The organism is Pseudomonas sp. FDAARGOS_380 (assembly GCF_002591235.1).
Lineage (GTDB): Bacteria > Pseudomonadota > Gammaproteobacteria > Pseudomonadales > Pseudomonadaceae > Aquipseudomonas > Aquipseudomonas salmasensis.
The window spans coordinates 3029745-3051027 of the sequence record NZ_CP023969.1 but is presented as its reverse complement, the minus strand read 5'-3'; the positions used below and the strand labels follow the sequence as shown (position 1 = coordinate 3051027).

The window sequence follows — 21283 nt, the reverse complement described above, 5'->3', positions numbered from 1 at the left end:
GCTTACTACGCAGTGAAATTTTAATGCCTGATTCCTACACCGAAAAATCCGCCGAAGAATCCGTAGTCGCCCTGCACGCCAAAGCCGAATACGAAAACGCCATCAATCTTTCACAGCATGTGCCAGCCGCCAAGATCATCAGCGAGATGGTGCTGGACGCGTTTCACACCTCCAAGGAAAGCGACCAGATCCGCGAGCTGCGGGTTGCCATCCGCCAGGCCCATGATGCCTTCGACGATGACAAAGCCTATGAGCTGATGGGCCAGCTCAAGCAATTGAAAGACGCCGAAGCCGCAGACAACGCCGCCCTGGAACACCTGAGCAGCCAGTTCTCGATCAGCCGCATCCTGTCCAGTTTCAAGGACGACCCCGAATTCCAGGAACTGGTCTACGGCCTGGCCCTCAAGGTCCTTAACCAGTCGCACCAGGCCATCAGCAACCCGAGCGCTGGCAAGGGCAAGGCAGCACGTGCCAAGAAAGACACCGAAGTGTTTGTGATCAGCAAGGATGGCATCAGCGTCACCCTGCCGCTGCGCACGCCGCGCTCCAAGCTCAATGTGGACCGCGAGGCGTTGGAATTCCTGGGCTTCACCTTTGTGGGCGAAGGCAGCGAGGCGGAGCTTGCGAGCGAAACCTTCATCGACAACAGCGGCGCCGAGCAGCCGGTCACGCGCAAGAGCATCGTGACCGCGCTGCAACAGCAAAGCGCGTTTGACGGCTACGCCATCGCCGCCCAGTAAATAGCTGACGCAACCCGGCGCGCGTGCAAGGCGCAGCGCCGGTTGCCGTCTACGCCGATTTGTTCCACAACACCGCCGAGCTTTTCATCATCCCCACGGCGATTGCGAACAGCACCAACACGCAGCCTGTCAGCAGCCACGGTGATGGCAAGGTTGGCCGGGCCAATAACATGAACGCCAACGAGGGCGCGATCATCACGCCGATGTTGACGCCTGCCGAGTAATAGCCAAGGTTGCGGCCCACGCTATCGCGGCTGGAAATGCTGCTGACATAGTGGGTGATCGCGGGGAACACAATCATCTCGCCCAGGCTCCATAACACCGTAGCAAGCATCAACAGCGCGCCGACCTGACCAAAGCCCATCAAGAAGAAACCGCTGCCTGCCAGCAAGAAGCCGATGATCAGCGAGCGGCTGCTCGACAAGTGCGCCATGCGCAGGTTGATCGGCACTTCAAACACAATCACCAGCAAAGCATTGATAAAGAAAATGATGCCCACGTAATAGGCCGGCAATTGGGTGTAGTTGATGATGTACGCCGACAGAAAAGTCGGCGGCAGTGCGTATGCCACGTGCACCGGCAGCGCCGCCAACAGGATCACCAGCAGTCGCGAACGCTCATGAGCCGCCACCTCGGGCAAGCCCTCGCCCTTGCCGGCGACGGGCGCGTCTTGGGTGGCTGGCCGGGGCCGTCCGAACCGCAGGCAGGCGGCGAAGGCCAGCAAGGACAACACGGCATTGATGTAGAACACCGCATCGGCATTGCGCAGAAAGATCAAGCTGCCCAGCAACGGCCCGATGGCCATGCCGATGTTGATCGCCAGCCGGTTGCACGAAAACGCCACTTTGCGTGACTCAAGGTTGCTGTGAGCCACCGTCTCGGAGAACGCGGCCGGTGTGAAGGCTTCGTAACAAGCGCCCCAGAGAAACGACAACAGGAACAGCGCGAGCAGGTTTTCCACCGAGGGAATGACCAGCAGCAACGCCGCGTTGAACACCAACGAACCGAGGATGACCCGGTTGGCCGAAAACCGCTTGATCACGGCGCCGATGACCAGGTCGGTACACAGGGCGCCCGCGCCATATACCCCGACCAACAGGCCAGCCGTGCCCGCCGATATCGCGTGTTGATGAATCAGGTACGCCGCGTAGAAAGGAAACGCCAGAGTGCCCATGCGGAACACCAGCGTGATCATGAACAGTGCTTGCAACCGCGCATTAAGGCCGCGCAAGGCGTGAAAAGTGCCCATCAGCGCAACACGCTGGCACAGGTGTGGAGCAAAGCTACAGAGCGGCTCATCCGAATGTCCTTTGGCAATGGCGGCGCCGGTGTGTCCGACGCCAAACTCCATAGCTGGGCAACCTAATGCAGCACTGTGCGGCGAACAAGCTACCCATTTGGACAGGTAGGTGCTGATTGCGACCTCAGGCCGGGTGGCGGATATAGCCCAATTGCAGGGCCTTGCCGATTGCTGACTTGCCGTTGGTGACCTGCAATTTGCCGAAGATATTCTTCATGTGAAACTTGACCGTATGGGAGGTCATCGAGGTCAGGAGCGCCACTTCGTTGTAGGTCTTGCCCAGGCTGACCCAGGACAATACTTCGGTTTCCCGTGGGGTCAGCACCGTCTGTTGAGCGACCGGCGCGGCGTGATCTTCCAGGGCCTCGTCGTACATCGAGACCAACAGCATCTGCAGTTCACTTTGATGGGCCAGCACGGTCTCGCGAAATTGCTGGTCGTCGCCGAAACTGCACAGATTGAGCACCGAATAGAAGCCGCGATTGCCATGCACGATAAAACTGGCGCCCTCGCCAACGGGTTTGTAGGGGCCCGGCACCGGCACCGCCTCATCGGCCACGGCCAGCAGGTGTTCATCACTCCAGAAAAACGGTTTGATCCGGGTGCGGGTCAATGAAACCAGCTCGCCACGCCGGTAGAAATCGTCGGCCGTGTCGGAAGGCTCCATGGCCTCAGGGTAATTGGACACAATCTGCGCTTGGTCCATCGGCGGCCCACACTGATAGACCTCAAAGTGCCCCAGGCCACGGCGGCTCAGCTCGGCATCGAGCAAGCGGCGCATCTCCTCGGGCAGCATGGGCGATTTCTTATCGGGTTGGCCATTAGGTCCCACGGGTATCTTCCTTGAGCATTCGACCCGATCGAGCATGAAGCATGCCTGGCTTACCTGTCCAGGCAGCGGATGACAAACACTGGGCCTAGACCTGCGCCGCGAACGCCTCGCGAAAGCGCTGCATCTCTTGCTCATTACCCACTGTCACCCGCACCCAATGCGGCCAGTCCTTCCATACCCGCCCAACCAACACATTCTGCGCCGCTAACTGCTCAATCACCTGCTCTGCCGGGCGCTTCACGTCGATCATGAAGCAATTGCTGTGGGAAGCGGTGCAGGTAAAGCCCCGGCCCTTGAGCCAGGCGATCGTCTCATCGCGCAACCTGGCATTGCGCGCTTTGCGTTGGCCCACCAGTTGCGAATCTTCCAGGCTGGCACGGGCGGCCAGCAAGCTGGCGCCGGCCGGGACGTTGTCGCCGCCAAACACCGCCAACCGCTCCAGCAGCGCCGGGTGGCCGATTGCCAGGCCCAGGCGCGCACCGGCCATGCCGTAGATCTTGGAGAACGTGCGCAGCACCAGCAGGTCGTCGTGGTCGTTGACCCAACTCACGCAACTGGGGGCATCACAGAAGTCGATATAAGCCTCGTCCACTACCAGCACGCTGCCCTTGGGTTTGTGCGCCAAGGCTTGGCGGATGGCCTCGGTCGAGGTGAGCGTACCGGTCGGGTTGTTGGGGTTGCACAGGTACAGCATGCCGGCCTGTGGGTCCGCCGCGAGCATGGCGGGCACATCGTGGGCATGCTGGGCATCGAGGCTCACTTCATGCACCGGCGCCTTGATCGATTCCGCCGCCTGGCGCGGTACTTCGTAGGACGGCGTGGCCATCACCAGGCCGCGGGTCTGGCTGGTGAACGCCAGCACCGCGTAACGCAGGGCGGCCATCGAGCCGGCAAACACTCCGACGCTGTCTTCGGCTATGCCCTGTTGTTGGGCGAACAGCGCGGCCAATGCATACATGTCCGGGTAAGGGTACCGCCCGGAGGCTGCAATCGCGCGCTGCATCGCCTGGCGAGCCGCGTTTGAAGGGCCGTAGGGGCTTTCGTTGTAATTGAGCAGCACCTTGTCAGATTTCGTCGGCGCCGGGCTGGCGACGGCCCAATTGAGCTGCCCCATCACAGGCAGGGCCGCGCCCAGGGCGAAAAGGGATCGACGACTGACACGCACCATGGTGACTACTCCTTGTAGAGGCGCGAGGGATTCGCGCAGGCCGTTCAGAAGAGTATGACGAGAAAGCCGTTGCCTGATTTACCACCAAGGCGTATCCCTGCACTCAGTACTTTATTGTTATAGCGGGCGCATGCAACACTTTCACTGCCGCCAAACCCGCAACATCGGGTTCTGCCGGCATGGACTGATGACTAAATGGAAGTGGTGAGCACTTGATACACAGACGGGAAAAAACCGAGCACTTGAAGAGCAACATCAAGTACTTGATCAAAAGTCGTGGCGAAACCCAGCTTTCGCTAAGCAATGCCGCCGGCCTGACCAGAACGACTATCTACAACATCCTGGAAGGCAAGGTCGTCAACGTGCAGCAGTCGACGATTCGCAAGATCTCGGACTTCTTTGGCGTGTCCTACGAAGAAATCGAGACCATCAGTTTTGAGGCCAAGGAAGTCATCGAGAGCAACGTTTCCCCACTGGGTAACAAGAACCCGGCGGCAGTGCCTGTGCTCAAGGAAAGCCTGCTCATGCAGAACCTGGGCAAGCGCATCGGTGAACTGGCCACGCTTCATCCGCTGACCTACTACTTTGGCAGCGCCTGCAACCTGATCGGCGTGCGCCTGGAGCACGGGATTCCCGGCCTTAATGAGCCTGGGGACTTGCTGATCGTGCAGAAAGGCTCATCCAGCGACGATAAAGAAAAGCTGGTGTACGACCGCGCCACCAAGAAGCTGTTCATCACCCTCGAACCCTGCGGGAACTCAGAGCGGTTGTGTGTCATCGGCGACATCCTTGAGGAGCGCTTCAATGACACCATCTGAGGGCGCCGTTGAAAACAGCAAATACAAGTTGCTGGGCTTTGAAAATGACAAGCGCCTGGCGGTGATCATGGTGATCGCCACCGGCAAGGTCCTCAAGATCAAGCTGAGTGAAGTGCTCAGCAGCGAAATGATGGACAACTTCAACAAGATGGAAATCAAGAACCTGTACAAGAAGTTCTATTCCCAAGGCGGAGCACTGACCGCTTACGAGATAAACGACCGCAATGAAAACTCCTGGATGATCTACATCATCCTGAACTTGCTGCTGTTCACCTTCTATATCTTCACCAGCATTGCCGCGACCAAGCCGATTTATCTGGAGTCCTTGGGCATCATCGTCACGCCGGGCACGTTCCTGTACCCGCTGACCTTTTTGATCGTGGACTTGCTCAACGAAAATTTCGGCTTGCGCCTGGCCAGGCGAGCCATTCTGTTTGCGTTTGCCAGCAACGCGATGATCATCATCCTGCTGTATGGCTCGACGTTCCTGCCGGGGCTACCGGGCTGGAAGCTGGATGGGCCTTATACCGACGTGATCCTGCAAGTGTCATCGGTGCTGGTGGCCTCTTCGGTGTCGTTCCTGGTGTCGGAGAACATAAATTCCTACCTGCTGTGCAAGATCAAGGAGCTGACCAACTCCAGGTACCTGTACCTGCGAATATTCCTCAGTACGTTCTTCGCGGTAATTATCGACAGCTTCCTGTTCTGCTTTATTGCCTTCTACGGGGCGATGCAGACCAGCGATATCCTCAGCATGATTTATGTGCAGATCGCGATCAAAGTCGGCTTTGCGTTCTTCAATATCCTGCCCGCCTATGGCGCACGCTCATTATTCAAACGCTATCAATAACTTGTAGGAGCGAGCTTGCTCGCGAAGAACGTCAACGATCACGCAGCGCATCGGATGGAACGCGGCGCTCTCAGGTTCTTCGCGAGCAAGCTCGCTCCTACAAGGGTTATTTGAGTTGCAACTTGTGCTTGAGGCTCTGCATGACAGGTGTCTTGTTCTGCAGGTAGTCATTCAAGCCACGGGCGCGCAGGTTGCATGCATCGCAGTTGCCGCAGCCGGTGCCAATCACGCCGTTGTAGCAGGTCAGCGTCTGCTCGCGCACCAGCTCCAGTTGCCCGTGGTAATCGGCCAGGGCCCAGGTCTCGGCTTTGTTCAGCCACATCAACGGGGTGTCCAGGCGCACGTCGTATTCCATGCCCAGCTTGAGGGCCTGGTTCAGTGCTTTGACAAATTCATCCCGGCAATCCGGGTAGCCCGAGAAGTCGGTTTCGCACACGCCGGTGATGACAGTCTCGGCTTTCACTTGATAGGCGTAGATCGCAGCCAGGGTCAGGAACAGGATGTTGCGCCCCGGCACAAAGGTACTCGGCAGGCTTTCACCCGAGCTGTTCACGGTCGGCACCGGAATGTTGTCACGGGTAAGGCTGCTGATCGCCAGCTCATTGAGCAGGGACACATCCATCACTTTGTGCACGGTGGCACCCAACTGCTTGGCCAACTTCTGGGCCACTTCGATTTCTGCCACATGGCGCTGGCCGTAATCAAAGGTAATGCAGTGCACTTCGTCATACAGCGGCAGGGCCTGGATCAGGCAGGTGGTCGAATCCTGCCCGCCACTGAAGACCATTACGGCTTTTTTACTCATTGCATTGCTTCCTGCATTCGAAGAATTAGGGTGTAGGAGCGAGCTCGCTCGCGAAAAACGTCAACGATAACGCAGCGCTCAATAAAAAACCCCGCGCGACTTTCGAAGGCGGGGCTTTTTTACTGCAAGACCACTCAGTGAGCGTAGGTCAGCAACAGCTCTTTCGGCACTTGGAAATCCAGGGACATCATCACGCTGAGCGCGGTGATGGTGAAGATCGAGAACACGAACAGCTTGCGCGCCCAGACGGTGTCATCCACCGCCTTGTAGCCGGTCCAGGCCATGTACAACCAGTACATGCCCATGGCGGCGGCAACAGCGAGGTAGCTCATGCCGGCGTAGCCACTGAAGGTCAACATCAAGGTCGCCACGAGGAAGGCCAGGATGTAGAGCAGGATGTGTTTCTTGGCCACCTGGATGCCACGTTTGACCGGCAATACCGGAATCGACGCAGCCAGGTAGTCATTGAAGCGGAAAATCGCAATGGCGTAGGAATGCGGCATCTGCCACAGGCTGAACATCACCAGCAGCGTCAGCGCGGCCATGTCGAAGCTATTGGTCACAGCCACATAACCAATCACCGGCGGCATCGCCCCCGACAGACTGCCCACCAGCGTGCCGTGAACCGACTTGCGCTTGAGGTACAGGCTGTAGAGGCCGACGTAGATGACAAAGCCGATCACGGCAAACAGCGCCGCCAACGGGTTGGCCACCTTGTACAACAGGGCCACACCGGCAACACCCAAGACGGTCGCGTAGATCAGTGCCAGCTTCAGGGAGATAAGGCCCTGGACCAGCACGCGATTCTTGGTGCGCTCCATCTTGATGTCGATGTCACGGTCGATGCAGTTGTTGAATACGCAACCGGAAGCAACCACCAGGGACGTACCGATCATTGCCGCCAGGAAGATGGCCAGATCGACATGTCCCTTGGAGGCCAGGAAGAAACCGCCCGCCACAGAAAGCACGTTACCGAAAATGATCCCCGGTTTGGTGATTTGGATAAAGTGCTTAAGCGACATCGGGTCTTACCTCACTTCGCCATCATGTAGGTGTGGATGCTGAACATGATCCACAGCGACAGACCAACCAGCAGAACGATCACCAGGCCTGCGAACACAAACGCGATCACGTTCTCGCGTTGCTCTTTGGAGCGGTCCAGGTGCAGGAAGTACACCAGGTGAACCAGAACCTGAATCACCGCGAACGCCAGGACGATCATCAAGGTGATCGACTTCGGCAAGGTTGGGTACATCACCAGGCCGAACGGGATCAGGGTCAGGATGACCGACAGGATGAAGCCGATGGCGTAAGACTTTACGCTGCCATGGCTTGAATCGTGGCTGTCATGGGAGTGTGCATTAGCCATTACAGAGTCCCCATCAAGTAAACGACGGTGAATACGCAGATCCAGACCACGTCCAGGAAGTGCCAGAACAGGCTCAGGCAGCTCAGGCGAGTCTTGTTGGTGTTGGTCAGGCCGTGCTTATTGACCTGATACATCATCACCGCCATCCACAGCAGGCCGGCGGATACGTGCAGACCGTGGGTGCCGACCAGCGTGAAGAACGCCGACAGGAAACCGGAACGGTGCGGGCCGTAGCCTTCGGAGATCAGCAGGTGGAACTCGTTGATCTCCATGCCGATGAAGCCCAGGCCGAACAGGAAGGTCAGGCCCAGCCAGGTCAGCACGCCCTTCTTGTTGCCCTTGTAGAAGGCCAACATGGCGAAGCCGTAGGTGATCGAACTGAACAACAGCAAGGCGGTTTCGCCGAGCACGTAAGGCAGTTCGAAGATGTCGTGGCCCGACGGGCCACCCGCTACGTTGTTTACCAGTACCGCGTACACCGCGAAGATCGACGCAAACAAGATGCAGTCGGTCATCAGGTAGAGCCAGAAACCGTAGACGGTTATCGGCCCCGAGTCGTGGTGGTGGTCATCGTGCCCATGGTCATCGACATGGGCGTGTCCAGCATTGGTCACTAAGTTCGACATGGTTTAAGCCTGTTCCAACGAGGTTTCTACACGGTTGGCCGGGATCTTCTTCTCGGCTACCAGGCGAGCGTGCTGCTCGGCTTCGATGCGTTCGATCGTTTCGACCGGCACCATGTAGCCTTGATCATCACGGGCAGCGTGAATGATGAAGTAACCGATAGTGCCCACCAGGCTCGCGATTGCCAGCCACCAGATGTGCCAGATCATCGCGAAACCGAACACGGTCAACAGCGCACCCATCACCACGCCAGTGGCGGTGTTGTTTGGCATGTGGATCGGTTCGTAGTGCTTGGGCTTCTGGTACGCAGTACCGTCTTCCTTGGCTTCGGTGAACGCATCAATGGTGTTCGCAGTAGGGATCACAGCGAAGTTGTAGAACGGTGGTGGCGACGAGGTCGACCATTCCAGGGTGTGGCCGTTCCATGGGTCGCCGGATTCGCACATGTTCTGCTTGCGATCACGCACGCTGACGTACAGCTGGATCAGCTGGCAGGCGATACCCACAGCGATCATCACCGCACCGAACATGGCAACGTACAGGTACGGTACCCACTCAGGGTTGGTAGTGGCGTTCAGACGACGGGTCATGCCCATGAAGCCCAGTGCATAGAGCGGCATGAACGCGACGAAGAAGCCCGAGATCCAGAACCAGAACGCAGCCTTGCCCCAACCTTCGTGCAGCTTGAAGCCGAACGCTTTCGGGAAGTAGAAGCTGAAACCAGCGATGTAGCCGAATACCGCACCACCGATGATCACGTTGTGGAAGTGGGCGATCACGAACAGGCTGTTGTGCAGCACGAAGTCAGCACCCGGGATGGCCAGCAGTACGCCGGTCATGCCGCCGATGGCGAAAGTCACCATGAAGCCCAGGGTCCACAGGACCTGGCTGGTCATGCGCAGACGACCGTGGTAGATGGTGAACAGCCAGTTGAATAGCTTCACCCCCGTCGGGATGGAAATCAGCATCGTCGCCAGGCCGAAGAAGGCGTTAACGCTGGCCCCCGAACCCATGGTGAAGAAGTGGTGCAGCCACACCATGAAGCCCAGTACGGAGATCGCGCCCGAGGCGTAGACCATCGAGTGGTGACCGAACAGGCGCTTGCCGGTAAAGGTCGAGATCACTTCGGAGAAGATACCGAACGCTGGCAGGATCAGGATGTACACCTCAGGGTGACCCCATGCCCAGAACAGGTTCACGTACATCATTGGATTGCCACCAAGTTCATTGGTGAAAATGTGGAAATCCAGGTAACGGTCAAGCGACAGCAGCGCCATGGTAGCGGCCAGGATCGGGAACGAAGCCACGATCAGCACGTTTGCCCAGGTGCAGGTCCAGGTGAAGATCGGCATGTCCATCAGTTTCATGCCAGGGGCGCGCATTTTCAGGACGGTGGCCAGGAAGTTGACCCCCGTCAATGTCGTCCCGAGCCCTGATAACTGTAGCGCCCAGATGTAGTAGTCCACACCCACGCCCGGACTGTACTGCAGCCCCGACAATGGCGGATACGCAACCCAACCGGTCTTGGCGAATTCGCCGACGCCCAGGGAAACGTTGATCAGCACCACGCCGGACACCAGCAGCCAGAAGCTCAGGGAGTTCAGGAACGGGTAGGCAACGTCACGCGCACCGATCTGCAGCGGCAAGGCAAGGTTCATCAAGCCGGTGAAGAAAGGCATCGCCATGAAGATGATCATGATCACACCGTGGGCGGTGAAGATCTGATCATAGTGTTCAGGTGGCAGGTAGCCAGGCGAACCCTCGGTGGCCATGGCCAACTGGGTACGCATCATGATGGCGTCGGCAAAACCACGCAGCAGCATGACCATGGCAACGATGACGTACATGACGCCGATTTTCTTGTGGTCGACCGAGGTCAACCACTCGGTCCACAAGTAGGACCACTTCTTGAAATAGGTGATACCCGCAACCAGCGCCAAACCACCCAGCGCGATCATGGCGATAGTCACCATTACGATCGGCTCGTGGAATGGGACCGCGTCCCAACTTAATTTACCAAACATCGTTTACTCCTCTGCCCCAGCAGTTGAATGCGCGCCCGTATCAGAACCTTCAACCACGGCCACTTCTTTCTTCTCGTGCTTGACCGGCTTGCCTGGCTTCATACCTTCGTACTTGTCGACGATTTTCTGAAACAGGTCCGGCTCATACGCGGAGTACAAGGCGACAGGGTTGTTCTGGCTCGGTTTGGTCAGAGCGTCGTATTCAGCTTGATCAAGCTGTTTAGGTGCGGCCTTGACTGCAGCTACCCAGGCGTCGAAATCTTCCTGGCTTGTCGAGATCGCTTTGAATTTCATGCCGGTGAAGCCAGCGCCGCTGTAGTTGGCGGAGATGCCTTCCATTTCAGCTTTCTGGTTGGCGATCAGGTGCAGGCGGGTCTGCATGCCTGCCATCGCGTAGATCTGGCCGCCCAGTGCAGGGATGAAGAACGAGTTCATCACGGCGTCGGAGGTGATCCGGAAGTTAAGCGGGGTGTGCTCCGGGAAGCGGATCTCGTTGACAGTGGCGATACCCAGGTCCGGGTAGATGAACAGCCACTTCCAATCCAGCGCGACCACCTGGATGTTCACAGGCTTGACGTCGGATTCCAGCGGACGGTACGGGTCCAGCGCGTGGGTCGACTTATAGGTGATGTAACCCAGGGCGATGATGATGAGGATCGGAACCAGCCACACCGCGATCTCGATCTTGGTGGAGTGCGACCACTTCGGCGCGTAGGTAGCGCTGGTGTTGGACGCGCGGTATTTCCAGGCGAAGGCGAAGGTCATCACGATCACAGGCACCACAACCAGCAGCATCAGCAGGGTAGCGGTGATGATCAGGTTTCGTTCATCCAGACCGACCTGTCCTTTTGGGTCGAGCAAGGTCCACTTGCAGCCTCCCAGCATTAACATCATGCCAAGCAGCGGCAAAAAGCCTAGTAATCGGGGGTACCTGTTTTTACTCATCTCACGACCTCTAAAGCAGCTTGCGCAATGCAGTTGGGTTTTGATCGCCAACACTTCACCCTGCCAAGGGTTGGCATTTCTCTTCGATTGAATAAGAGCCTGCCCGACACGTCATGACTGTACGTTTCACGGACCTGCAGTGAGTTCTTATTCGATTTCGTGGCTAAAGGCCTTGTTACAGACCAATTCCATTTGGTGCGGATAGTTGAAAGGCTGCCGGAACCTGGGGTCGCATTGAGCCTTCCATCTGCTCCTCGACCGCTCCAATGCTCAAATATTGAACAGCACCGGACATTCAGTGCGGGCGATTGTAGTTAGCTAGCGATGTATAAACCATGTCTTATAAAGAAATAATTTTTATCGATTCCAGCAACAATCCTTCACCAAAGTTGCAAAGATTCGCGATCTTATCGTGTTCGATTCTCAACAAAAACCACAAAAATTGCCGTGTTATTGGGCACAGTGCCACTTCCCTTACGGCTTGTAAGGGCATGCGGATGCCGTCCAAGTCCCCATAAAACAAGGCATTCATAGAGGCTGCAGGGGTTGGGGCCGCACACAAATCGGGCCACCGCACGAACCACGAACTGACAGCACAATTTGTGCGCTGGGTGCAAATTTAAGGGCCGATTTGGCGGGTCAGAAACGTCCTGCGACAGTGTCCGTGTGACAACATGTCGCACGCTGCGCGCACCTTCCGTTGCCCCTCGTCACGGTGCTTTCACAAATCCCTACAAACAAAAACGCTCCGGCCTTCATTCAGAAGGAACGGAGCGTTTGGCAGGCGCGGCGACTCAGGCTTTGGGGTGACGGTTGCGATAGATGCACAGGGGCACCAGGATCGCCGTCAGCACGAATGCCACCAGCGCCCATTGGGCCAGGGACAGGCCGAGGATCGGCGGGTAAGGAGTGCTGCAGAAGCCATCGACCTGGAAGCCCAGGGGAAACACCTTGGCCAGGGGCAGGTCGTCGACGATCGGTTGCAACACATCGATACCGCAACTGACCTGGGGGAAGAACTGGGTGTACACATGGTGGCCGGCCGCAGCCACGCCACCCAAGGCGCTGAGCACCACCAACCCTTCAAAGAACGTCAGCGCGCCCTTGGTGCGCATGGCGGCGCCAATGAACGCGAAGAGCGCAATCAGCAGCAAGGCGTAGCGTTGCAGAATGCACAGCGGGCACGGTGCTTCGCCCAGCACCACTTGCATGTACAGCGCCCCGCCAATCAGCGCCAGGCAGATGATGCCCAGCAACACCAGAAAGCGCCGCTCCCTGCCTAAACGCATGTCGTCAATCATCCCCGTCTTTCCCTTTCTCTGATTATGGTTGTGCCTGATGGCAACAAGTTTACACACAGGCAGTGGTTAAAACAGAGAGGGGTTAACTGCGGATTAATCGGGAGCAATAGAGGGCCAAATGTGGGAGCGGGCTTGCTCGCGAAGGCGGAGCATCAGAGACACATGTAGTGACTGACACGCCTCTTTCGCGAGCAAGCCCGCTCCCACATTTTGGACAGTGTTGTTGCTAGGGGGGATTATTCCAGCGCCGCTGCCGGCCCAAAGAACTCATAGCGCGCCTGCTCCTGCGGCACACCCAGCGCTTTGAGATGGCGCTTGACCGCCGCCATGAAGCCCTTGGGCCCCAGGAAATAGGCATCAATGTCGCGCTGCTCAGGCAACCAGGCCGCCAGTTGCTCCTGGTTGAGCATGCCGACCTTGTCTGCCGCCGGGCTGATGCCGTCATCCTCGGCGTAGCAGTAGAAACGCTTGAGCTGCGGATGCTGGGCCGCCAGCGTGTCCACCCAGTCACGGAACGCATGCACCCCGCCGTTACGGGCGCAATGGATGAAGTGCACCGGGCGTTCGGTTGCCAGGGCGGCTTCGAGCATCGGCAGTGTGGGCGTAATGCCTACCCCGCCGCTGATCAGCACCAGCGGTTTATCACTGGCAGCCAGGGTGAACTCGCCCGACGGTGGGAACAGGTCAATGGTCGCGCCGACATGCATCTGGTCATGCAGGTAATTGGAGACCCGCCCACCCGCTTCGCGCTTGACGCTGATGCGGTACAGGCCAGTGTCGGTGAGGGCCGACAGGGAATAGTTGCGGCGCACTTCCTCGCCATCGAGCACCAGTTTCAGGCCGATGTATTGGCCGGGGGCTGCGGCCAGGATCGGGCCGTTGTCCACCGGTGCGAAGTAGAAGGAGATGATCTCGTCGCTCTCCTCCACGCGCTTGACCAGCAGGAACGGCCGCGCACCCCGCCAGCCGCCGGGCGCCTGGGCTTTTTCGTCGTAGATAGCCGCTTCGGCGCCGATCAGAATGTCTGCCAACTGGCCGTAGGCCGCGCCCCAGGCACTCATGACCTCGGGGGTGGCAATCTCGCTGCCCAGCACTTCAGAAATAGCCCGCAGCAAGCACGCCCCAACGATAGGGTAGTGTTCCGGCAAGATCTGCAAGGCCACGTGCTTGTTGATGATCTTGGCCACCAGGTCGCCCAATTGGTCCAACTGGTCGATATGCCGCGCGTACATCAGCACGCCATTGGCCAAGGCGCGAGGCTGGTCACCGCTGGCCTGGTGGGCCTGGTTGAACAGCGGGCGCACCTCGGGGTACTCGGACAGCATCATGCGATAAAAGTGGGTGATCAGCGCTTCGCCGCCGCTTTCCAGCAGGGGCACGGTAGATTTGATGATTGCACGGTCTTGGGCACTAAGCATGGGAGACTCCTGGGTCTTCTTACTGATTGCCTTAAAGCAGTCAGTAATCGTGCCAACTTATAAATCCTTTAATTTCAACAAGTTAAATATTCTGTAGTCAGTATGACTTCCTACACTTTATAGTCATAAGGACTACAAGGAGTCATTATGACTGCACAACCCCTGCTCACCACCTTGCTGCCACTGGTCGCTGACCTGTCCCGGGACTTGCCCGAAGGCGAGCGCTACCGACGCCTGCTGCAAGCCATGCGCGCCCTGCTGCCCTGCGACGCCGCCGCGTTGTTACGCCTGGATGGCGAGTGGTTGGTGCCGTTGGCGGTGGACGGCTTGAGCGCCGATACCTTGGGCCGACGCTTCAAGGTCAGCGAACATCCGCGCTTCGAGATCCTGCTGAGCAGCCCCGGCCCTACCCGCTTCGACAGTGACAGCGAATTGCCCGACCCCTATGACGGCCTGGTCGCCGGTTTGCATGGCCACTTGGAAGTCCACGACTGCATGGGCTGCCCGCTGTTTATCGACGACCAGCCCTGGGGCCTGCTGACCCTGGACGCCCTCGATACCGAGCGATTTGAACGGGTCGAGCTGGACGCCCTGCAAGCCTTCGCCAGCCTTGCCGCGGCCACCGTCAACGTGGCTGAACGCATCGAGCGCCTGGCACTGCGGGCCGAAGACGAGCACCAGCGCGCCGAGATCTATCGCCAGGCCAGCGGCCAGCAGCACAAGGAAATGATCGGTCAGAGCAAAGCGCACAAGCGCCTGGTCGAGGAAATCAACTTGGTCGGCGGCAGCGACCTGACCGTGCTGATTACCGGCGAAACCGGGGTCGGCAAGGAGTTGGTGGCCCAGGCGATCCACGCCGCCTCTTCGCGCGCCGACAAACCGCTGATCAGCCTCAACTGCGCCGCCCTGCCCGAGACCCTGGTCGAAAGCGAACTGTTCGGGCATGTACGCGGCGCCTTTACCGGCGCGTTGAACGAGCGTCGGGGCAAGTTCGAACTGGCCAATGGCGGCACCTTGTTCCTGGATGAAGTGGGTGAGTTGTCGTTGACCGTGCAGGCCAAGTTGCTGCGCGTGCTGCAAAGCGGCCAGTTGCAGCGCCTGGGCTCGGACAAGGAGCACCAGGTGGACGTGCGCCTGATTGCCGCCACCAACCGCGACCTTGCCGAAGAGGTACGCAATGGCCGCTACCGTGCCGACTTCTACCACCGTTTGAGCGTCTACCCGCTGCAAGTGCCGGCGCTGCGCGAGCGCGGGCGTGATGTACTGCTGTTGGCAGGCTTCTTCCTTGAACAGAACCGTTCGCGCATGGGCCTGGGCAGCCTGCGCCTGACCGGCGACGCCCAGGCGGCACTGCTGGCCTACAACTGGCCCGGCAATGTGCGCGAGCTGGAGCACTTGATCGGACGCAGCGCGTTGAAAGCCCTGGGCAACTGCCGCGAGCGCCCGAAGATTCTCAGCCTGAGCGCCCTGGACCTGGACTTGCCCGATGTGAGTGCGGCGGTGGCCGAAGAAACAACGGCCCAAGCCCTGCCCATGGTCAGCGGCGACCTGCGCCAGGCCACCGAGCACTACCAGCGCCAACTCATCAGCGCCTGCCTGGAGCGTCATCAGCACAACTGGGCCAGCGCCGCCCGCGAACTGGGCCTGGACCGCGCCAACCTGGGACGCATGGCCAAGCGCCTGGGCCTCAAATAAAGCAGGCACCTCAGTCAAATGTGGGAGCTGTAGCAGCCGACGGTAACTACGATGCGAAGCGAGTCGCTCTTGATCTTGATCTGCTTTTGATCTCAGGCGCCCCGTTAAACCACGCTGGCCGGAATTCGCCAGTGATTTGGGGGGTAAACCGGCAGGGATGCCGGTTTAGCCGCCCCGCGCCATGGATGGCGCGTGGCGGCGGCCCCCCAAATCACTGGCGGATTACGGGCACACCGAGCCCAAGCGAGGTGCCGAGTGGTGGGGCGAGGACCTTTTGGTTACTTTTGGGTCCTTCCAAAAGTGACCCGCCGTCAGGGCGGAACCCTAAGCGGCCGTTACCGCAGCAATGGATATACACACAATCCAGCTGCGTTGACTGTGAGGCCGTCTTCGCAGGCAAGCCAGCTCCCACATTCAGGCTTGGCTAGCCTTAAGGTCCGGCACGATGGCCCGAGGCTTACGAAACACCAGCACATTCCCCAGCATCACCAGCACCAGCCCCATCAACGCCGGCGCCGTCCACTGGTAACCCTCGGCCACTGCCGATACATTCAGCGCCACCACCGGAAACAGCACCGTGCAATACGCCGCTTTCTCCGGCCCCATACGGCCCACCAGAGTGAGGTAAGCGGTAAAACCAATCACCGAGCCCGGGATCACCAGGTACCACAGCGCACCGATATACCGTGCACTCCAGTCCATCTCGAAGGGAATGCCACGCACCGCGCAATAGGTCGCCAACATCGCCGCCCCATAGGCCATGCCCCAGGCATTGGTGGTCAGCGGCTTGAGCCCGGCCTTCTGTTGCAGGCTGGACAGCAGGTTGCCCGCCGAGAAGCACAGGGTGCCCAGCAGCGCCAAGCCCAGGCCCAGCAGCGTTTGCGGGCTGGCGGTATGCCCAACCAGCTCCGGCCAGAACAAAAAGCCCAGCCCCAGCAGCCCAAGCGCCCCGCCCATCAGCACGTTGCGCGCCACCCGCTGGCCGAAAAACACCCGGGCATTGAGCGCGTTCCACAAGGTCGCCGTGGAAAACACCACCGCCACCAGGCCGCTGGGAATCCATTGGCTGGCGGTGAGAAAGCACATGAAGTTGACGCAGAACAGGCACAGCCCCTGCGCCAGGCAGATCAGGTGCCCGCGTCGGTTCATCACCTGCAACTTGCGGCTGAGCAACAACAGCACGAACAGCACCAGGGCGGCCAAGCCGAAGCGATAGACAATCGACACCGGAATCGCCACCACGCCCAACTGCCACTTGAGGGCGATCCAGGTGGTGCCCCAGATGAGCACCGTGAGTAAATACAGGAAAAGATTCATAGCCGGCTCCGTCGATTGAGCCACAGTGTGGTCCTCCCCCCGGATAACGTTCTTGCACATTCTTGCGCTTTTGTCGGGCGATGGGCTCACAGCGCCAGCGGTGGAGCGTAGGATGCAAAGTGTCGGAGAACACACCATGCCAGAGCTGCAATCGCTGCACGTCTTCCAAGCCCTCAACCGCTCGCCCCACGCACGCTTGCAAGCTTGCGCCGAGCTCGGTGACGGGTTGGCTGCGGCCGTGTGGAGCAACCACCATGACGCCCAGGATTACCAGGCCCCCAGCCATCACACTTTGTCCTGCTACATCGGCGGCGGCACGGGCACCTTTCGGCGTGATCAGCCGAGCCTCAAGGGCGGCCCCGACAAACTGTGCATCCTGCCGGCCGAGCATCAGTCGGCCTGGGTGATCAATGGCGATATTCGCCTGGCCCACCTGTATTTCAGCCCGGAACAATTTGCCCTCGGCTGCGTCACCCTGCTGGACCGTGAGCCACGGGAGCTGCACTTGCGTGAGGGCACCTTCCTCGAAGACCCCTTCCAGGCCCGGCGTTTTCACCAGTTGGTCAGCCTCAACTGGCACGAGCCCGGCGAGCGACTGCTGACCAGCAGCCTGGCCCATGAACTGCTCAGCCATACCTTGCTCAGCCAGGTCGGCGCCCGCGAAGGCTTGCGCTTGAAAGGCGGGCTGGCCGCGCACCAACGACGGCGGTTGGTGGAGTACATCGACCAGCATATGGAAGACGCCATCAGCCTCGGCCAGTTGGCCGCCATGTGCGCGCTGTCCGAATACCATTTCGCCCGGATGTTCCGCCAGAGCTTCGGCGTGCCGCCCCATCAGTACCTGCTGGCACGGCGCCTGGCACGAGCGCAAAACCTGCTGCGCAGCAGTGCTTTAGCGATCAGTGAGGTGGCCTTGCTGTGCGGTTTTTCCAGCGCCAGCCATTTCAACCAGCGTTTTCGCCACGCCATGGGCGCCACGCCGAGCCAATACCGCCAGGCATTTAGCGCCTAGACCATCAAGCCCAACGTCTTCGCCTTGGCCACCGCCTGGGTGCGTCGCTCTACCCCGAGTTTGCTGTGGATACGCCGCGCGTGCGTCTTGACGGTGTGCAGGGAGATATACAGGCGATCAGCGATTTCCAGGTTGGAGTTGCCGAGCGCGATCAGTTGCAGCACCTCCAGCTCACGCTGGCTCAACGGGTTCTGCGCCGCCCCGGCAGGCGCCGCCTGGGGCTCCAGGCCCAGCTCGCTTAAAAGCCCCGGCGCACGCAAACGCAACTCGCGGACCGCCTGCTGCACCTGGCAACGCTCCGCCAGCGCCAAGCCAGCTTGCAGCGACCGGCGCGCCAACGCCGGGTCGCCAAGCTGCCAGGTCACTTCACCGAGCACCAGGTGCAATTCGGTTTCCAGGCACAACATGCCGCGTTGCCGTGAGGTGTCGAGCAAAGCATTAAGCCGCGCGATAGGTTGCTCGGCACAGCCCAGCTTGACCTCGGCCAGCACCAGCAAATATTCCAGGCGCGGGATCAGTTCCAAGGTGGCCGGCGGTGCCTGCTTGGCGCAAGGCCCGCGAAAGTGGCGCAATACCCGGCGCACGGCTTGCACCGTCAACTCGGCGCGACCTTGCTGCAACCAGAAGTGCCCACTGACCAACAGCAATACCGCGCGGTACACCGTGTCGGGCACATGGCGCTGCTGCATCAGGCGCTCGGCGTCGCGCAATTGAATGAACGCCTGGGCGTAGTCGCCACGATTGGCTGCCAACAACGCAAGGCCCAGAAAACCATACAACACGCGCTTGTCCTGGCTCTGCAGGCACATGCTCAAGCCAGCCTCGAAACATTCGGCGGCCAGGCCGTCCTGGCCCTGACGCAAAGCCAGATGCCCGCGGCGCAAGACAATACGCCCCACCAACGGCCCGGCGGTGAGCCGTTGCCCGGCCAACATCGCCTGCACCGTCTCCAATAGGCTCTGTGCCCGGTACGGCGCGCCACGCTGCTCCAGCAATTGGGCGTGATCCAACTCCAGCAGGGCCTCCAATACCAGCGAACCGTGGGACCGGGCCAGGCACAGCGCTTCACGGTTCAAGCGTTGGGCGGCCTCCAGCTCACCGCGCAGCAAGGCTTGCTGGGTCAAGCCCGACAGGCACATCAGACGCGATGTCCAGGCGCTGTCGGGCAGCGCTTGCAGGGCTTCAAGAAAATGCTCGCGGGAGCGTTCGGCATCGCCGCTCAAATGCAGCAACCAGCCCCATTGCGCCTGCCAGCGCGCCAGCAGATAGCGTTGCGCGGCGGCCGTCGGTTGCGGGGCAAAGCGGGCCAGTTGCTCGATGCACAAGGCTGCCTGTTCGAAGCGCCCGGCAAACAACAACGCGGCCGTGAGCAGCCCCACCAACTGCGCCGAGCCCAACATCAATTCATCGCCCTGCTGTTCATGCAGGCGCAACAGCAGTACGGCGTTCTGCTGGCGAAACAAATCCTCGAAACTGAAGTGCTGCAACAGGCTCACCGCCACTTCATATTCCTGCGCCAGCAACGCCTGCTCGAAGGCCGCTTGCCAGTCGCGCTCGGCGCTGAACCATTGGCAGGCGCGGCGGTGCCACGAACGTTTGGCCGGCCAGGGTTCGTCGCGCAGCAGTCGCGTCAGCGGTGCAAACACCTGCAGCCAGTCGCCGGTGCCTTCCCAGGGCTGGATAAATGCACCGAGTGCTTGTAGCTCGCGCAGGTACTGTTCGCCGTCACCATGGCCGAACAGGTGTTCACACAAGCCTGGGTTGAAGCGTGGCAGGTGGGCCAATACATGCCAGGCTTCGACCAATGGCGCCGGCAAGGTACTGAAGAGTTCGTGTTGCAGGTAATCCAGCAAGGTCTTGTCGGGGTGGTTATCGCCCAGCGCGGCGATGCGTACACCGGCACACCAACCGCCGCTGAACTGCATCACGCTGTCAACGCTCTGCCCTGGGGCGAGCAGTGCCTGGACCTCCGCAGCGTTGAACGACAACTCACTGCATTCCAGCAGTTCGTCCTCCAACAACAGGCGCGGCCAGTTGCACACCGGGCGCCGTCGCGCACCCAGCCACCACGTCAGTTGCGCACTGCTGGCGCTGAGCAGACGGTCGAGCAACGCGTCCAATTCGGGAGCCGGCAGGCGGCAGAAATCATCCAGAAACAGCCATGCAGGATTGGACCAGTGGCTGAGGTCGAGCAATAAGGTGGCTTCATCGACAAACACCAGGCCCAGGTGTTGCGCCAGCCGTGTGCACAACTCCAACGGGCTGAGTGCTGCGCCATGGAGCGGCACCCAATGAACCAGGCACCCCGCCGGCGCCTGCAATGCACACTCGGCGAGCAGTGCACTCTTGCCACTGCCAGCGGGCGCGCACAGCAACTTCACACGCGCCTGCGCCGCGAGCAAAGGCTGTGACAAGCGCGGACGCAACAGGTGGTGGGCGGACAGCCGTGGCATGCATCCAGGACGGTCCAGGCAGCGGGTCATGGCGGTCATTGCTGCATCCTGCTGTTTTTATTGTTGCGTCACCCTAGACCTGTGGTTGGCGGTTGTTGAAGAAGTATTCAGCGGGGTGATTGAAGACCATAAAAATCGCGGTGGACACCATTCAGTGTGGGAGCTGGGTTGCCTGGGATGGCTTGCTCCCGTGACGACCTGACAGCCGACGCCTATCTATCTGACCCACCACGATCAAACTGTGGGAGCGGGCTTGCTCGCGAAGGCGGCCTGGCAGTCAACCCAGCTGGACTGTGTACATATCCATTGTTGCGGTAACGGCCACCTAGGGTTCCGCCCTGACGGCGGCTCACTTTCGAAAAGCGCGAAAGTAAGCAAAGCGCTCTTGCCCCACCACTCGGCACCTCGCCTGGGCTCGGTGTGCCCGTAATCCGCCAGTGATTTGGGGGGCCGCCGCCACGCGCCATCCATGGCGCGGGGCGGCTAAACCGGCATCCCTGCCGGTTTACCCCCCAAATCCCTGTCGAATTCCGGCCAGCGTGGTTTAACGGGGCGCCTAAGATCAAAAGCAGATCAAGATCAAGAGCGGCTCGCTTCGCATCGTGGTTACCG

The 21283-nt window shown here is 59.8% G+C and carries 18 protein-coding genes; 5 read left to right on the top strand and 13 right to left on the bottom strand.

Features of this window, described 5'->3' with window-relative positions; all coding sequences use genetic code 11:
• Positions 1–23: 23 nt before the first annotated feature.
• Positions 24–740: a hypothetical protein gene (locus CRN80_RS14380; protein WP_098950412.1), complete on the top strand. Its 717-nt coding sequence runs from the start codon at positions 24–26 to the stop codon at positions 738–740.
• 49 nt (positions 741–789) lie between these two features.
• Here CRN80_RS14380 and CRN80_RS14375 read toward each other — a convergent pair whose 3' ends face one another.
• The 3 genes from CRN80_RS14375 to CRN80_RS14365 all read right to left on the bottom strand — a co-directional run bounded on the left by CRN80_RS14375 (position 790) and on the right by CRN80_RS14365 (position 4040).
• Complete coding sequence (locus tag CRN80_RS14375) at positions 790–1989, bottom strand: MFS transporter (RefSeq protein WP_169918578.1); 1200 nt, start codon at positions 1987–1989, stop codon at positions 790–792.
• A gap of 175 nt (positions 1990–2164) precedes the next feature.
• A complete protein-coding gene (locus CRN80_RS14370) occupies positions 2165–2872 on the bottom strand; it encodes a helix-turn-helix transcriptional regulator (protein ID WP_032895366.1) in 708 nt (235 codons plus the stop codon).
• An 85-nt stretch (positions 2873–2957) separates the two neighbouring features.
• Positions 2958–4040, bottom strand: a complete 1083-nt coding sequence (locus CRN80_RS14365; protein WP_098950411.1) for a pyridoxal phosphate-dependent aminotransferase — start codon at positions 4038–4040, stop codon at positions 2958–2960.
• A 212-nt stretch (positions 4041–4252) separates the two neighbouring features.
• Between CRN80_RS14365 and CRN80_RS14360 the strand changes: the two genes are divergently transcribed.
• Positions 4253–4858: a helix-turn-helix transcriptional regulator gene (locus CRN80_RS14360; RefSeq protein WP_098950410.1), complete on the top strand. Its 606-nt coding sequence runs from the start codon at positions 4253–4255 to the stop codon at positions 4856–4858.
• Positions 4845–5708, top strand: a complete 864-nt coding sequence (locus CRN80_RS14355) for a queuosine precursor transporter (protein ID WP_044268316.1) — start codon at positions 4845–4847, stop codon at positions 5706–5708. The genes CRN80_RS14360 and CRN80_RS14355 overlap by 14 nt, the downstream gene beginning before the upstream one ends.
• A gap of 106 nt (positions 5709–5814) precedes the next feature.
• On the opposite strand, the gene queC is transcribed toward CRN80_RS14355, so the two are convergent.
• The 8 genes from queC to hmpA form a co-directional block, all read right to left on the bottom strand.
• Entirely contained in the window at positions 5815–6513 is a 699-nt protein-coding gene (gene queC, locus CRN80_RS14350) for a 7-cyano-7-deazaguanine synthase QueC (RefSeq protein ID WP_098950409.1), read from the bottom strand.
• A gap of 134 nt (positions 6514–6647) precedes the next feature.
• On the bottom strand, positions 6648–7535 hold the full coding sequence (cyoE, locus tag CRN80_RS14345) for a heme o synthase (protein ID WP_003194050.1): 888 nt from the start codon (positions 7533–7535) through the stop codon (positions 6648–6650).
• A gap of 11 nt (positions 7536–7546) precedes the next feature.
• A complete protein-coding gene (gene cyoD / locus CRN80_RS14340; RefSeq protein ID WP_003194051.1) occupies positions 7547–7882 on the bottom strand; it encodes a cytochrome o ubiquinol oxidase subunit IV in 336 nt (111 codons plus the stop codon).
• Positions 7882–8508: a cytochrome o ubiquinol oxidase subunit III gene (locus CRN80_RS14335; protein WP_098950408.1), complete on the bottom strand. Its 627-nt coding sequence runs from the start codon at positions 8506–8508 to the stop codon at positions 7882–7884. The genes cyoD and CRN80_RS14335 overlap by 1 nt, the downstream gene beginning before the upstream one ends.
• Before the next feature lie 3 nt (positions 8509–8511).
• On the bottom strand, positions 8512–10530 hold the full coding sequence (gene cyoB / locus CRN80_RS14330) for a cytochrome o ubiquinol oxidase subunit I (protein WP_003194053.1): 2019 nt from the start codon (positions 10528–10530) through the stop codon (positions 8512–8514).
• Positions 10531–10533: 3 nt separating this feature from the next.
• Positions 10534–11475 (bottom strand): ubiquinol oxidase subunit II, encoded by a 942-nt coding sequence (cyoA, locus tag CRN80_RS14325; RefSeq protein WP_003194054.1) that lies wholly within the window; start codon positions 11473–11475, stop codon positions 10534–10536.
• Positions 11476–12269: 794 nt separating this feature from the next.
• A complete protein-coding gene (locus CRN80_RS14315) occupies positions 12270–12776 on the bottom strand; it encodes a disulfide bond formation protein B (protein WP_003194055.1) in 507 nt (168 codons plus the stop codon).
• A 236-nt stretch (positions 12777–13012) separates the two neighbouring features.
• Positions 13013–14194, bottom strand: coding sequence for an NO-inducible flavohemoprotein (gene hmpA / locus CRN80_RS14310; RefSeq protein ID WP_098950407.1), 1182 nt, complete (start codon positions 14192–14194; stop codon positions 13013–13015).
• Between the two features lie 147 nt (positions 14195–14341).
• Between hmpA and norR the strand changes: the two genes are divergently transcribed.
• Positions 14342–15889, top strand: a complete 1548-nt coding sequence (gene norR, locus CRN80_RS14305) for a nitric oxide reductase transcriptional regulator NorR (protein WP_098950406.1) — start codon at positions 14342–14344, stop codon at positions 15887–15889.
• Between the two features lie 414 nt (positions 15890–16303).
• Here the strand turns inward: norR and CRN80_RS14300 are convergent, their stop codons facing one another.
• On the bottom strand, positions 16304–17206 hold the full coding sequence (locus CRN80_RS14300) for a DMT family transporter (RefSeq protein ID WP_098950405.1): 903 nt from the start codon (positions 17204–17206) through the stop codon (positions 16304–16306).
• Between the two features lie 136 nt (positions 17207–17342).
• On the opposite strand from CRN80_RS14300, the gene CRN80_RS14295 reads away from it, so the two are divergent.
• Entirely contained in the window at positions 17343–18218 is an 876-nt protein-coding gene (locus CRN80_RS14295; protein ID WP_098952612.1) for a helix-turn-helix domain-containing protein, read from the top strand.
• Here the strand turns inward: CRN80_RS14295 and CRN80_RS14290 are convergent.
• On the bottom strand, positions 18215–20710 hold the full coding sequence (locus CRN80_RS14290; RefSeq protein ID WP_098950404.1) for a LuxR C-terminal-related transcriptional regulator: 2496 nt from the start codon (positions 20708–20710) through the stop codon (positions 18215–18217). The two genes, CRN80_RS14295 and CRN80_RS14290, sit on opposite strands and share 4 nt — an antisense overlap.
• Between the last annotated feature and the right edge of the window lie 573 nt (positions 20711–21283).